Source organism: Paenibacillus sp. 4624 (genome assembly GCF_050435065.1).
Taxonomy (GTDB): domain Bacteria; phylum Bacillota; class Bacilli; order Paenibacillales; family Paenibacillaceae; genus Paenibacillus; species Paenibacillus amylolyticus_D.
The window spans coordinates 780,013-795,238 of the sequence record NZ_JBNDJR010000002.1; the positions used below are offsets into that span (position 1 = coordinate 780,013).

10 protein-coding genes and 1 rRNA gene are annotated in these 15,226 nt (G+C 42.5%); 10 read left to right on the plus strand and 1 reads right to left on the minus strand.

The window, feature by feature from the left end; all coding sequences use genetic code 11:
* Positions 1 to 10 precede the first annotated feature (10 nt).
* The 9 genes from ABIE27_RS07625 (at position 11) to ligA (ending at position 12,882) form a co-directional block, all read left to right on the plus strand.
* The gene (locus tag ABIE27_RS07625) at positions 11 to 2,263 is read left to right on the plus strand and encodes an ArnT family glycosyltransferase (RefSeq protein WP_429350236.1); all 2,253 of its coding nucleotides are present in this window, start codon (positions 11 to 13) and stop codon (positions 2,261 to 2,263) included.
* Positions 2,264 to 2,297: 34 nt separating this feature from the next.
* Positions 2,298 to 2,639, plus strand: a complete 342-nt coding sequence (locus ABIE27_RS07630; protein ID WP_429350237.1) for an EamA family transporter — start codon at positions 2,298 to 2,300, stop codon at positions 2,637 to 2,639.
* Between the two features lie 27 nt (positions 2,640 to 2,666).
* Positions 2,667 to 3,269, plus strand: coding sequence for an adenylyl-sulfate kinase (gene cysC, locus ABIE27_RS07635; RefSeq protein ID WP_429350238.1), 603 nt, complete (start codon positions 2,667 to 2,669; stop codon positions 3,267 to 3,269).
* A 210-nt stretch (positions 3,270 to 3,479) separates the two neighbouring features.
* Positions 3,480 to 4,430: a glycosyltransferase family 2 protein gene (locus ABIE27_RS07640; RefSeq protein WP_429350239.1), complete on the plus strand. Its 951-nt coding sequence runs from the start codon at positions 3,480 to 3,482 to the stop codon at positions 4,428 to 4,430.
* Positions 4,427 to 5,827 (plus strand): undecaprenyl-phosphate glucose phosphotransferase, encoded by a 1,401-nt coding sequence (locus tag ABIE27_RS07645; protein ID WP_429350240.1) that lies wholly within the window; start codon positions 4,427 to 4,429, stop codon positions 5,825 to 5,827. The genes ABIE27_RS07640 and ABIE27_RS07645 overlap by 4 nt, the downstream gene beginning before the upstream one ends.
* A 356-nt stretch (positions 5,828 to 6,183) precedes the next feature.
* Positions 6,184 to 7,059, plus strand: coding sequence for a phosphatidylinositol-specific phospholipase C/glycerophosphodiester phosphodiesterase family protein (locus ABIE27_RS07650; protein WP_429350241.1), 876 nt, complete (start codon positions 6,184 to 6,186; stop codon positions 7,057 to 7,059).
* Between the two features lie 213 nt (positions 7,060 to 7,272).
* On the plus strand, positions 7,273 to 7,968 hold the full coding sequence (locus ABIE27_RS07655) for a heptaprenylglyceryl phosphate synthase (protein WP_429350262.1): 696 nt from the start codon (positions 7,273 to 7,275) through the stop codon (positions 7,966 to 7,968).
* Between the two features lie 414 nt (positions 7,969 to 8,382).
* Positions 8,383 to 10,752, plus strand: coding sequence for a DNA helicase PcrA (gene pcrA, locus ABIE27_RS07660; RefSeq protein ID WP_429350242.1), 2,370 nt, complete (start codon positions 8,383 to 8,385; stop codon positions 10,750 to 10,752).
* Positions 10,753 to 10,869: 117 nt separating this feature from the next.
* Positions 10,870 to 12,882, plus strand: a complete 2,013-nt coding sequence (gene ligA / locus ABIE27_RS07665; protein ID WP_429350243.1) for an NAD-dependent DNA ligase LigA — start codon at positions 10,870 to 10,872, stop codon at positions 12,880 to 12,882.
* A 108-nt stretch (positions 12,883 to 12,990) separates the two neighbouring features.
* Here ligA and ABIE27_RS07670 read toward each other — a convergent pair whose 3' ends face one another.
* The gene (locus ABIE27_RS07670; RefSeq protein WP_429350244.1) at positions 12,991 to 14,373 is read right to left on the minus strand and encodes a molybdopterin-dependent oxidoreductase; all 1,383 of its coding nucleotides are present in this window, start codon (positions 14,371 to 14,373) and stop codon (positions 12,991 to 12,993) included.
* Between the two features lie 661 nt (positions 14,374 to 15,034).
* Here ABIE27_RS07670 and ABIE27_RS07675 point away from each other — a divergent pair.
* Positions 15,035 to 15,226, plus strand: a 16S ribosomal RNA gene (locus tag ABIE27_RS07675); the annotation flags it as partial.

A 15,226-nucleotide genomic window follows, 5' to 3' on the forward strand; every position in this document is an offset into this window, starting at 1 on the left:
GATCCTAGTAATGAAATCGCTGAAATTTTCGGTGCTAGCATTAGCCATTTTATTTGTTTTTGAATTGGTATATTTCAATATAATTTTTGATATCCTGCTTGTTGCCCTGTTATTACTGTTATCCTATGCCCTGGGCAGTTTCTTTAAAACACGTCTTGTGCAACTAGATAATGTTTTTATCCAACTATCCATAGGTATGGGAATCGTAGGGGCTTTCGTATGGATTTCTACATTCTTTTCCTTAGACAAAAAATCTATATTCCTGATTCTGTCTATATTAATTATATGTATTCGTTTTAAGAAAATAAAGCCGGCTTTAAAAAACATTCAAAGAGTTATATATTTTCACTCCAAAAAACAACCACTTTTTTTATGTTGCTGTCTCTTGATATTGATGATATATATTATTCCCGCATCTTATCCAATTTGGCAGTATGATTCGCTTTCTAAACATTTGGCTATACCAAATCAAATGGCGAATAGTCTATATGATTACAATGTAGTTGAGTTTGTTAGTTATGGTGACTATGCAATATTTCCACATTTACTGTATACATTTTTATTTACACTGGGTGGAACTAAGGCCTTAGTTTTATTAAACACAGTTTTGTCAGTGCTTATGTTTTTCCCGTTAATCCGATTGTTGAGGGAAATTACAAAATCAAAAACGCTACCTTACATGGTAGGGTTTCTTTATTTCAGTATGCCTCTAGCTGTTAATTTATCAACAACTCTATATATAGATATGTACCCAGTTTTCTTCATTATTATAGCTCTTTTGGGGATGAAATCATTTAATTCTAAGTTGTTAATAACGAATCTCCCATATATTTATTTCATTTTTGGCCTTGCATTTTTCTCCAAACCAATGGCTGTGTATTTTATTTTACCAGTAAGTATTGTTTTGTTTGGACTACTCCTGTACAAAGAAGGTTTAATTCCAACGCTCAAAAGATTTTTGTTAAGTTTGATAACATGTTTGTCCAGTTTTTTGCCTGTATTTCTTCTGATATGGTATAAAAGCGGGAATCCTTTCTTCCCGTTTATGAATGGCCTGTTCAAAAGTGAATATTTCCCTACATCCAATTTTTCTGACCCTTTTACTAATGTTTTGAATGTTTCATTTCATTCTTTATATGATGTTGTATTCAACACCTCCAAAAATATAGAACTTGAAAATGGTGGAGTAGGTTACTTTTTACTTGCTTTACCTGTAGCTTTTGCTTTAGTTATTTTTATAAGAAATAAAATATATTTACTCCTGGTTTATCTGATCTTCACTTCGTATTGGTTATCTACATTAATGACCTATAATATTCGTTATTTTTATGGTTCTATCATTTTAGCAACAATTGTTGTTGTTGTTGCAGTTCATTGGTTATTTTCTAGACTAATCAGGGTGAGATGGGCGGCTTCCTTGTCATTGATATCTATTCTTATTATTTGCCTCCCTAATATGTGGTTTAATGTGAATCCGAATAATTACTTATCACTAAAGAAGGGAATGTTAACTCCACATTCAGAGCTTACAATAAATAACAACGAGAGTATTCTAACAATTATAAACAAAAAAGGAATCAGGTTGTTGTCAAACAATGATGTCTTTCGCGGTACCTTCCTTGGGGAATTCTACACGTTAACATGGTACAATACCTTTTTTACTGAAAAACTAATGAATAGTCAAATAACTCCATTGGAATTTTTGGATTCATTTGATTATTATTTAGTTGATAAAACACAAAGAGTAAGGTTGCCTGAGTTATTTACTTTAGAAGAACACCCGGAGTTGCGGAGAAAACTTGATGTGGAAGCAGAAACAGGAACCCATATCTTATATCGGGTAAAGCATAATAATAATATTGTTTCAGAGAAATATAAAACTCCGCTTAAGGTGAATGTTGCAACTCCAACTATTGTTTCTTTCGATAATATTTATCAAAGTTATAAGATTGATTTAGAAATAGAAGGCCAGGCAAAGAATGAAATTGGAAGATGGCAGATCAATTGGATGGATCAAAAAGGGAATATGATTTCTACTAGTTTGGTTCCTTTTGATGTGAAAGATGGGATTCATCATTATATTAATCGAATCGATAATGTACCTTCGCGAGCGGTGCAAGGACTATTGTATATTACAAGTCATAATGAAGTTCCGATCAGAGTGTTGTCTGCCGAATTAAGTAGTGATTCACGTAGTAAGTTTAACGTTGTGGATCAAGCATTGAAGAAGTACAATGAAAAATGGCCACATTTGGTGCATTAAGTCGTCTGATCACATTTTGGGGGAATATAAGTTAATGTATGTTATTTTACTTTTAGTTAATGTAGTATTTTTAACTTCAGGACAGGTTCTGTGGAAAATGTCTGTTCGTAACATCGGTAACTTTAATCTTTCTTCATTATTTAGTGTTTTATTATCACCATATTTTATAATGGGTGGATTTCTTTATGTTATGGCTACTTTAATATGGATATATCTTTTAACCAAGTTGCCTTTAAGTACTTTATATCCCATGCAAAGTTTAGCGTACGTTTTTGGACTTCTTGCTGGTTACTTTATATTTCATGAATTTATTTCTTTCCAAAAAATAATAGGTGTAGCAATTATTTTGATCGGTGTATATTTTATTGCCAAATAACTATGGAAGGATGTTATTGTTTACATCATGAATAATGAGAATGGAAACATTGTTTATCATCAAAGCGTGGTCACCAAAGAAGATCGGCATAAACTTAATCAGCACAAGAGTTGTGTGCTTTGGTTGACAGGTTTGTCTGGCTCTGGAAAATCAACAATCAGTATGCAAGTAGAGAAGGAACTATATGAACGCGGAGTACACGCATATGTGCTTGATGGAGATAATCTTCGACATGGTTTGAATTCCAACCTCGGTTTTGCACCTCAAGACCGTAAAGAGAATATCCGGCGAGTAAGTGAAGTTTCTAAACTTTTTGTTGATTCTGGTGTGATTGTAATGGCGGCTTTTATTTCTCCATATAAAGAGGATAGGGAGAATGTTCGTAAAATGTTTGATGCGGAGGAGTTTGTAGAAATATACGTTAAGTGTGCTGTAGAGGAATGTATAAAACGTGATCCCAAGGGATTATATGAGAAAGCCTTAAAAGGACAGATAAGCAATTTTACAGGAGTTTCTGCTCCATATGAGGCGCCAGATCATCCCGACGTGATATTAGAAACTGATAAATACAGCATAAAGCAATGTGCTAATATTATTCTTCAATACTTGATAAATAAAAAAATGGTATAAATTAATTACTAAGGCGGCCAGTTGTTCAAAAGATCAGCTGGCCTTTGCCTGAATAAATTAATAATATGAAGATGATCATGAAGAGAATCGCTTTTTCCGTTGTAATCAGTTTATGCTATACTAATTAAACCAAATAAATAATCTCTATTAAAACTTTCTTGATAATGAAAGAGTCGAAATTCTCACAGTTCTATAGTCAGGAGTTTTTATATGTCTGAAAATAAAGACATCTCCGATTTAAGTGTTATTATTGTCAACTACAATACTCGTTTGCTTACACTCAACTGCATACAGTCTGTCTATGCTTCTAACACAGCATACAGCTACGAAATTATTGTCGTAGATAATGCTTCACGGGACGATTCGGTTCAAGCCATTCAAGATGCTTATCCGAATGTGCGAATGATCGCTAACTCTGCCAACACCGGCTTTGCCGTAGCCAACAATCAAGGAATGGACATTGCCAGCGGACGTTATATTCTACTCCTTAATTCCGATACGGTTGTTCAGCCAGATACGCTGCATACGATGGTCTATTTTATGGATCGTCATCCCGAAATGGGGGCCTCCGGTTGTAAAGTCATTCTTCCGGACGGCTCACTGGACAAAGCCTGCAAGAGAGGGTTTCCGACGCCATCCGCGTCATTCTATTACGCATTTGGGCTTTCACGGCTTTTCCCGGATCGGCCGAAGTTTAATCAATACCAATTGGGGCATCTTAGTCCAGATGATGAATATCCAGTAGATTGTCTGGTTGGTGCCTTTATGTTGGTACGTCGTGAGACCATTGAGCAGATTGGTGGATTGGACGAGACGTTTTTTATGTATGGTGAGGATATCGACTGGTGTTATCGTATTAAAGAGGCAGGGTGGGGCATTTATTACTATCCGCGTACATATATTGTGCATTATAAGGGCGGTAGTGCCCGTCGCAAACCTTTGAAAATTACGTATGAGTTTCATAGAGCAATGTGGGTGTTCCACCGCAAGCACTACGCAAAGAAATATAATCCATTGATGAACGGAGTCGTATGGATGGGCATCTCTTTAAAGTTTACGTTATCCCTCCTGCGTAACTGGGTATCTCTGCCTTCTCGTTCGAAGAGAACTGTTACACCGACGAGAGCAGAAAATGAAGTATCTTCCGAGGTGAAATCATGATTCGGCGTAATCAACGATTTTTAACTCAATTGTATATTGCGACTGACTTTGGTGTTATTCAGTTTTCATTTTTGTTGGCATGGTGGTTGAAGTTCGAGAGTGATCTGTTAACGAATCAGAATCCGCTGCCTATAGAGAAGTATTTGATGTGGAGCTTGGTCTATGCAGTGCTTGCCGTGTTGGCAGGTATGTTGTCTTCACTTTATGTACCTAAACGCAAAAAGCGTTTTGTTGATGAACTTTGGAAAATTATCCAATCTCACGGCATAGCCTTCTTCATGCTGATGAGTCTGATGTTCTTTTTCAAAGAAGTAAATATCTCACGCGCATATCTTGCGATGTATATGGTCGGTAACGTGTCTTTCACGTTGATGTATCGTTATATGGTGAAGTTGCAATTAAAACACTTGCGCAAAAAAGGATTCAACCGTCAGTTTGTGCTGATTCTTGGGGCAGGTTCACTTGGGAAACGTTTCTATGACAATCTCAAAAGTTATCCTGAACTCGGGTATGAAGTTACGGGTTTTCTGGATGATTACCGACATTGGGATCAAGTGGAACAAAAGAGATACAGCCCGATTCTAGGGAAAATCGACGAACTGGAAGAATTTTTGTCTACACACTATGTAGATGAGGTTATTCTGGCTTTGCCGCTGGATGCACATGATAAATATTCGCATATTATCAATGTGTGTGAGAAGGCCGGAGTGCGCACACTGATTATTCCGGATTTCTTTGATTATTTACCGGCTCGTCCTCACTTTGATAATTTTGCAGGCATGCCGATGATAAATGTGCGTGACATTCCGCTCGATATTACCATTAATCGTCTTATGAAACGTGCGTTTGATATTGTGTTCTCGCTCGCGGCAATCATCTTCACATCGCCTATTATGCTCATTGTAGCGTTGGGGGTGCGTTTGACCTCGGCAGGGCCGGTCATCTTTAAACAGGAGCGTGTTGGACTTAACAGACGTAATTTCATGATGTATAAGTTCCGTTCTATGAAGGCGATGCCTGAAGGTTTGGAAGACACAGGATGGTCAACTCAAAATGATCCACGTCGTACCGCCTTTGGAACGTTTATAAGGCGTACGAGTTTAGATGAACTGCCTCAATTTTTCAATGTATTGTTAGGTCATATGAGTGTAGTGGGTCCGAGGCCGGAACGACCGTATTATGTCAATCAGTTTCGGGATGAAATCCCTAAGTATATGATTAAACATCATGTTCGCCCAGGCATTACAGGATTAGCCCAGAGTAAGGGGTTACGAGGAGATACCTCTATTGAGGATCGGATTGAACAGGATATTTTCTATATTGAAAACTGGTCTTTATTATTTGATATTAAAATTATATGGGAAACCATTCGCAATGGTTTGAAAAATGCATATTGAGTTTTATGTTAGATGCAAGAAGGTTTAACGGATGAATTGAATGATTTCTCTTGTTTCCCTTATCTGAAACCTGTTTCACACCAGTGAGAGTCGCCTTTGGGCGGCTTTTTTGTTTTGTCCCTGCTTTATTCGGGTAGTTAGTTACCAAAAAGTAATGTTACACAACACGTTGCTCAACAAACCATGTACCATTGTGGCACGATACCCCCAGCGTAGCTTGATATCTCTTAGCGTTAAACAATCATGTTTCATACATTTTAGGGTTCGGATATTTCTAGTAAGTGCACAGCAATGAATAATTTGTGATACTTGTAAACTACTTTGACTAATACGTCTGCAAAGGATGTGTAAATGATATGAAACGTATTGCCGCCGTTTTGACACTTTTGCTCGTTACTGTGGGTACGCTCTTTTGGGCACATGACAGTCAGAGTGAGGAGCAACGTGATGGATTTGCGAACTATCGATTAATTGCCCATGCGATGGGCAGTATTCGGGAACAACCTTATACTAACGCGTATGAAGCGATGATTGCCAATTATGAAAAAGGGACACGGGTATTTGAAATAGACTTCATGCTCACTTCGGATCGCGTAGCTGTAGCAAGACATGAGTGGACAGCTAACATGAGCAAAATGCTCGGACAGGATGAAGAGTTGCCAGAGCATAAGCAGGCCGGGGCACTCACACACGATGAATTCATGAATACACCGATTCTTGGCATGTACCAGCCAATGGATGCCGATGGAATTATGAAAGTGTTATCCAAGTACCCGGATATGTATATTGTAACGGATACCAAAGAGCAGAAGGACGAAGATATCCAGCAAGTGCTTCGATCATTGGTTAATGCAGCGAAGAAACATGATTCGTCAGCTCTAAGCCGAGTGGTGGTACAGATTTATAATGAACCTATGCTTGAAAAGGTAAAGGAAGTTTATAACTTCCCCTCTATCATTTACACGTTATATGCCACACAGGATACAGAAGCCCAAGTGGTGCAATTTGTAGAGAACAATGATATTGATGCTGTAACGATGCCGGAATATAAAGTGAACCAGAACTTTGTTGCCAAACTAAAGAAGGCCGGGGCAGTCACCTATGTGCATACCATTAATGATACCCAGCAGGCAGCCAATTATGAAAAATGGGGTGTGTATGGTGTGTACTCCGATGTCCTGACAGAGCAAGAAATGGAAGAGATGAATACAAGGTTTGCTTGGAAGCCTTAAAAAATGAGGACTTAGAAAAACACTAAGGCTTATAAGAATCGAAAGACTCTAATCCAAGGACACAGACTTTCTAGGAAGATTAATCGTGAAAAGTCTGTGTTTTTCTGTTCGCCTTTTATACGAACATTGACACCTACTGTCTGCTGACTTAGACTTAGTTTACAAGCTATTTAAGATGCAGAAGAACCTCTGGAGGAATGTTCGTTGATAGACATGATTAAGCAGTGGAGACACGTATTTAAGCTCGACCCCGACAGGGAAATTACGGATGAGGCATTGGATCAAGTATGCATGTCTGGAACGGATGCGATTATCGTGGGTGGATCATCAGGTATTACGTATGATAATACGGTAGATCTGATGTCCCGGGTGCGTCGCTATGAACTGCCCTGTGTGTTGGAAGTATCCGATCTGGAGGCGGTTGTGCCTGGGTTTGACGGGTATCTGATCCCGATGGTGCTGAACACAACGGACAGCAGGTGGATTATTGGACAGCACCAGCAGGCTATCGAGCGCTACGGCTTTTTGATCCCGTGGGATTTGCTGATTACCGAAGGGTATATTGTTCTTCATGCGGACTCTACTGTGGCGAAGTTAACGGGAGCAGATACGGAACTGACGACAGAGGCTGCAGCGGCCTATGCTCAGGCTGGAGAACGATTGCTGAATCTGCCTATTATATATATGGAGTATAGTGGAACTTTTGGTGATATGGAGCTGGTTGGCGAGACGCACAGACAATTGGAGCGAGCGCATCTCATTTATGGCGGTGGAATTGATACAGTAGAGAAAGCAGGACAAGCTGCCCAAGTTGCGGATACCATTGTTGTTGGTAATATTGTGTACAGCCATTTGAGTCAAGCATTGGAAACGGTACAAGCTGTGAAAGGCGATCGAAGTGACACCTGACCGGTTTAGTTTACCATTCTCCCATATTCCCCGTAGAATCTGTTAAAATAGAACTTTGGCTTTTATAAATTTAATTTCATTCAAGTAATAATGCTTTCAGGTGCCTAATATCTCTTATGATCTATGTTTACACAGAAACGGAGAATCCGTTTAAACAAACTGAAGATTCATTACAGTTTTCTAGATATTCTTACCTACCCACAAAGTATAAGGCGACTACGTTTACACATGAACGGAGAGTGCGGAAGCGATCTGGAGAAACGAAGTGTTCGTATTTATCACCGGATTTTCCCTTTGTCAAAGGGGATCAAAAAATCTGGGATAACGACGATCGGAAGATGCTACTGCACTCGGAGTGACCTGTGTAACCCATAGTACTCTTATATGACCAACTAACGAAAGGAGCATGCATGCATGCAACCTGTAAATATACATGACGCCGTAGCACGGCTGAACACTCCTCAGCGGCAAGCTGTTGAGGCAACGGACGGGCCATTGCTTATTATGGCTGGTGCGGGCTCGGGTAAAACCAGAGTGCTGACACACCGGATCGCCTATCTGATCGCAACACGGAAAGCACCCCCGTGGGGCATTTTGGCGATTACGTTTACCAACAAAGCTGCTCGGGAGATGCAGGATCGGGTATCCCAACTGGTAGGCGGATCTCAAGGCCGCGATATTTGGGTATCCACGTTTCACTCTATGTGTGTGCGCATCTTGCGCCGTGACATTGAACGGATCGGTTTTACATCCAACTTTAGCATTTTGGACTCATCGGACCAGTTATCGGTTATTCGCAGTTGTATGAAAGATCAGAATATCGATACGAAGAAGTTTGAACCCAAAGCCGTTCAGGCGATGATGAGCACAGCCAAAAATGAACTGATCAGTCCTGAGCAATACGAGAAGCAGGCGGGCGACTATTTCGAAGGCATTGTAGCAAAGGTGTATACGATGTACCAGAAACGTCTCAGAGCCAACAACTCACTGGACTTCGACGACTTGATCATGGCCACGATTCAACTGTTCAAAGAAGTGCCGGAAGTGCTTGATTTTTACCAAAAGAAATTCCAGTACATTCACGTCGATGAGTATCAGGATACGAACCGTGCACAGTACATGCTGTGCCGCATGCTGGCTGACAGCCATCACCGCATTTGTGTCGTAGGGGATAGTGACCAGTCGATCTATCGCTGGCGCGGGGCGGACATTACCAATATCCTCAACTTTGAAAAAGATTACCCGGAAGCGCAGACGATCATGCTCGAGCAGAATTATCGTTCGACTTCCAACATCCTGAATGCTGCGAATGAAGTCATCGGCCTGAATACGGGCCGCAAGCCGAAGAAGCTGTGGACGGACAAAGAAGGCGGATCAAAGATCAAGGTGTATCGTGCCGATTCCGAGCATGATGAGGGGTATTTTGTAACCTCCGAGATTAGTAAAAATGTGAAGAACGGCAAATCCTATCAGCATCATGCGATCCTGTATCGTACCAATGCTCAGTCCCGGGTTATCGAGGAAATTTTGATCAAATCGGACATTCCGTACCAGATTGTCGGCGGCATCAAGTTCTATGATCGGAAAGAGATCAAGGATATTTTGGCTTATCTGCGCCTGTTGTCCAACCCGGATGATGATATCAGTTTGACCCGGATCATTAATGTGCCGAAGCGCAGCATTGGAGATACGACAGTAGCCAAGCTGGCTACAGCCGCTGGAGAGCGTGGGGTTTCCATTTTCCGTGTACTGCAAGTGGTTGATGATCTCGGTTTCGCTGGTCGCACGCGTAATGCACTGGTGGAGTTCTATGATATGATCGCGGCACTGCACCAGATGGTTGAATATCTGTCCGTGACTGAGCTGACCGAGAAGATTCTGGAGATGAGTCAGTACCGTGATGAGATGCAGAAGGAAAATACGATTGAATCTCGCGCAAGACTCGAGAATATCGAAGAGTTCCTGTCGGTAACGATGGAGTTTGAGAAAAACAATGAAGACAAAACGCTCGTTTCATTTCTCACCGATCTGGCACTCATTGCAGACATCGACAGCATGAACGATGAAGAAGAAGATCAGAGCGATGCGGTCACATTGATGACGATGCACAGTGCCAAAGGTCTGGAATTTCCGGTTGTCTTCATCATCGGTATGGAGGAAGGGGTCTTCCCTCACAGCCGTGCTTTTATGGACAATGAAGAGCTGGAGGAGGAACGTCGTCTGGCCTACGTAGGGATTACGCGTGCGGAAGAGCAGTTGTTCCTGTCATGTGCACAGATGCGGACCTTGTTTGGGCGTACAACGGCCAATCCGCCATCCCGTTTCCTGGATGAAATCCCGGATGAGCTTAAAGAAGATACTTCAATTGCACGCGACCGTTACCGTCGTGGAACCAGCAAAGGCGGAGGTTCTTATGGCGGACGTGGGTTAGGCTCCAGTGGTGGAAGCAATTTCGGAGGCGCTGCGAGTGCATCCAAGCTGTTTGAACAGCAGAGTCGAAGTGGTTCATCCGCAAAGGCTTCATCTGGGCCGACATCCCGTGTGACGACCAGCACTTCTCGTCCTACCTTTGCTGCACCAGCTTCTGCTTCGAAGTCTGTCTCTTCAGACAGTGCGGCAGGGTTTAAGGCAGGCGACAAAGTGCAGCATGGCAAATGGGGGACAGGTACCATCGTTGCGGTCAAAGGTAGTGGTAATGATACCGAGCTGCAGATTGCATTCCCAGCTCCAGTTGGCGTGAAACGTCTACTCGCTGGATTTGCCCCGATTACCAAAGTGGAATAAGAATAAACGGCCTATTGCAAAATACCGAACTGACATGAGATCTGATTCTACACATTCGGTTATTGCAATAGGCGTGTTCGTTCTACATATATTAATTATACGGAGGGATGGCCCAATATGGACCCGATGCACCGGATGGAGCAACTCGTTACCGAGCTGAACCAGCACAACTATCAGTACTACACGATGGATCAGCCGCAGATCAGTGATAAGGAGTATGACCTTCTATACGATGAACTGGTTACGCTGGAGCAGGAGAGCGGTATGGTATTGCCGGATTCTCCCACACAACGTGTAGGGGGCGAACTGCTCAAGGGATTTACCCCGCATCGTCATTTATCCCCATTATGGAGCTTGGACAAAGCACAGAACATTGAACAGCTTCGCAATTGGAATACACGTGTCCTAAAGCTGGTCAATGACTACAATAGCAAAAACCCAGGTAATCCCTTACCTGAACCGGGTTATGTCATTGAGTTGAAGTTTGACGGACTGACCTTGAACCTGACCTATACCAACGGTGAGTTGGTGCAGGCTTCTACGCGTGGAAACGGAACGGTGGGCGAAGGCATTTTGGCACAAGTGAAAACCATCAAATCTGTTCCGCTCAAAATTCCATATACCGGAGGTACGATTGAAGTGCAGGGAGAGGGCATTATGAACCTTTCTGTACTGAATCGATATAATGAAACGGCTGCCGAGCCGCTCAAAAATGCACGAAATGCAGCCGCAGGAGCGCTGCGTAACCTGAATCCGAAAACGACTGCTGAGCGTCGGTTGAATGCTTATTTTTATAACATTGGATACTCGGGCGACCTCCAGTTTGCCAACCATCAGGAAATGATGGACTTCTTGCGCGAGAACCGTTTTAAAGTTAATCCATCCCTCACCTATTTCCATGAATTTGATGACGTTATGGAGCAGCTCGAAGCAATTCAGGAAAATCGGGGGCAACTGGATTACCTGATTGATGGAGCGGTTATTAAGCTCACGGACATGCGAACTCGTGAAGTGCTGGGGTATACGGACAAGTTCCCGCGTTGGGCGGTTGCCTATAAATTCGAAGCGGAAGAGACCACAACCGTACTAAACGAAGTCGTGTGGAATGTCGGCAGGACGGGTAAAGTGACACCGCTGGCCCGAGTAGAACCGGTCGAGCTCGCTGGAGTTACCGTGCAGAACTGCACGCTGAACAATGTGGGCGATATTGAACGTAAAAATCTGAAATATGCGCTGGGTTCGCGTGTCTTTATTCGTCGTTCCAATGATGTTATTCCTGAGATTCTCGGCAAAGTGACCGAAGAGAATGACGGCGAAGAAATTATATATCCAGAGCAATGTCCGGCATGTGGATTCCCGTTAGAGCAACGCGGAGCACACTTGTTCTGTAATAACAAGCTGGCATGCAAACCGCAGACAGTCGCTCGTATTTCTCATTTTGCTTCCAGAGACGCGATGGACATCGAGACCTTTAGTGAGAAAACAGCGATTCAGTTATATGATGAATTGAATGTTCGCGAACCCGCCGATCTGTATACATTGCAGTTCGATGATCTCGTGAAGCTGGAGCGATTTGGCGAAAAGAAAGCGAACAACCTCCTTGTTGCGCTCGAGCAGAGTAAAGAACGGGACCTGGCTTCTTTCCTGTATTCCTTGGGCATTCCGAACACGGGCAAATCGACCACGCGTATGCTCGCCGATCATTACCGTGATCTGCATGCCATCATGAATGCTACCGTAGAGGAACTGGTTGAGCTCCCTGATGTAGGTGGTATTGTTGCGGAGAGTATTGTGAATTTCTTTGCTGATCCGTTCACACAGGCTGCTATTGAGAAGATGCTGAATCTAGGTGTGAAAGCACAGGCACCAGAAGCGCCAGCGGTTGTGGTGGAGGATTCCTTCTTTAGTGGTAAAACGGTCGTGCTTACAGGAACACTGCATCAACTAACGCGTGAAGAAGCAACGCAGAGACTTGAAGCACTTGGTGCGAAGGTCACAGGCAGTGTATCCAAAAAAACAGACCTTGTTATTGCTGGAGAGAAGGCAGGCAGCAAATTAACGAAGGCTCGTGATCTCGGTATTCCGACCATCGAAGATGAGGACGAACTGGTACGCCTGCTGAATCCGTAGGATGTGAAATATAGACGTGTTGTGTCTGCTCTTGTCATAAACTAGTCTAACCCTAATAAGAAGAAAGCCTCCAAAAACACGCTTGCTGTGTTTGGAGGCTTTTTTTTGCTATGAACCACTTATATTCGAAAAACGTTGAGAAGCGCCGGATAACCATGCATCTTTATCATAACCTCGTTCTTCCCAATACCCAATATGCTCGCTATCGATGACTTCAATACGGTTCAGCCACTTGACCGATTTGTAGGCGTACATCTGCGGGATCACGAGTCGTACAGGACCACCAAGATCCGCAGGGATAGGTTTGCCGTCATGCATGACAGCAATCATAATGTCATCCATCTGTGCCTGCTCTAGTGTGATCGCATCGGTATATACCCCGTCACCGGAATAAAATTTGACACTGTGTGCTCCAGATTTTACACCGGCTTTCTCTAGTAAATGCTTCAAGGGTATACCTTCCCATGTATTCTTGTAAACGGACCAGCCAGTAACGCAGTGAAAGTCACTGACTTGTACTGTGCGTGCAAGTTTGACAAACTGTTCCCAATTCCAGATCTGAGCACGTTCTACAAGACCATCTACCCGAAATGACCAGTTTGCATTGGAGAAGGATGGAATGGGTGTGACCGTATATACGCGAAAGTGTCCCTCGGCACCCCCGCCAATCGGCGGAGATGATGAAGATAAAGGTTGCGGAAGTGGAACCATTCGATTGGGGTCTGTCTCAAGCATGTTGTCTATGCTGTTATCAAACTTGAGGTTTTTACCTACCCATGATACAAATGTAGGTCCGAGAGTTACGGCGAGTCCTATACCCACAGCAGAACGGATGAAGGCTCGACGGGTGTATACAGGTTGCGGTTTCTCTATGTTTGGGACGTTATTTCTATTAGAGTCTTTGTGTGCATGGAGAACAGATGAGGCTGCTGGTCTGTTATCCGTGTCTGATTCCTCTTCCTTGGAATAGGGACTTCCGGCTTTTTCCACACTTGGTTTCTGTATGGATGGTTCATTATGGATCGTACGGCGTGTAGAGTCTTTTAACCAGCGCGTACGTGTGATGGAGTGATAGATAATATAAGGTAAACCAACCCATGTGAGTAAATCGTGAATCAGAAGTGCGGCATTGGACCATCGTGGCCCCACTAGCTTGAACTGCCATAAGACGATGCCAGATAATAGCCATCCGATCAGAAGTGCAAGAACGATGATGGTATTTGCCTTTTGCCATGGCTTATTGCGAAGTTGCTTCCAATGCTTACCGGCCAAAAATAAGTAATACACGACAGGCGCAAGCATAGCAATGCCCACGGCAATATGTAACCATTTTAACCAAACACGTCCGATACCCAGAGTTTCACGCCAAAAGCCACCAATTAATATGAGACCCGTAATGGCAAGAACCACAACAATCCAGGCATTCCAGGCATGAATAGAAACGAGCTTCTTGCCGTAGCCTTTACGCATCACTTTTAACCATTGTTTCAAATGTTTTCACCTCGCGTCATGGATTTGAACTAGAAATCGAAATCGTAGGCTAAAAGTAGAATCATGATAGATCGATTTTCAAAAAAATCAAAAGCGGATCTAAAACGAGTGCAGGAAGGTTGTTTATAAAATGTGATCCCGGTGTTGCACAGTTAGAACTTTTATCAACCTAGGCTACTTCCTCTAATTAAAGATACCTTATTATAAAGTTTTTGGATCACTTACTTCAAATTCGTTCTTGTTCGAGCTGTTTCTTCTTTTGTTTTGCTTTGCAAAGCAAAATGTCGCTCCGTTTCAATCTTTCATTCCTAGCAACTTACAACGTTCTTACTGGAATATGATAAAAGTTGAATAAAACACTTGCTAAATGAATGACAGCATGATATATTATTTCTTGTCGCTTCAAACGGAAGGTAATTGAGTAGCTTTGAAGAGTGACGAAAAAGATTGTTGACAGAAATTAAGTTGACATGATATGATAAATTTCCTGTCTGGTCGACGCAAGTTGTCGCAAGATAAGGTGAACAAGTTCCTTGAAAACTGAACAAATGGGTAGTAACTTTTGATTTAAAATGAATCGTCAGATTCAAAATGAGCTTATCGCTCTTTTCAATACCCCGATGAGTTTCACAGTGTTTAACGACGCTGATGAAATTCATCTTTATTGGAGAGTTTGATCCTGGCTCAGGACGAACGCTGGCGGCATGCCTAATACATGCAAGTCGAGCGGACTATCAGAGAAGCTTGCTTCTCTGATAGTTAGCGGCGGACGGGTGAGTAACACGTAGGCAACCTGCCCTCAAGCTTGGGACAACTACCGGAAACGGTAGCTAATACCGAATACTTGTTTTCT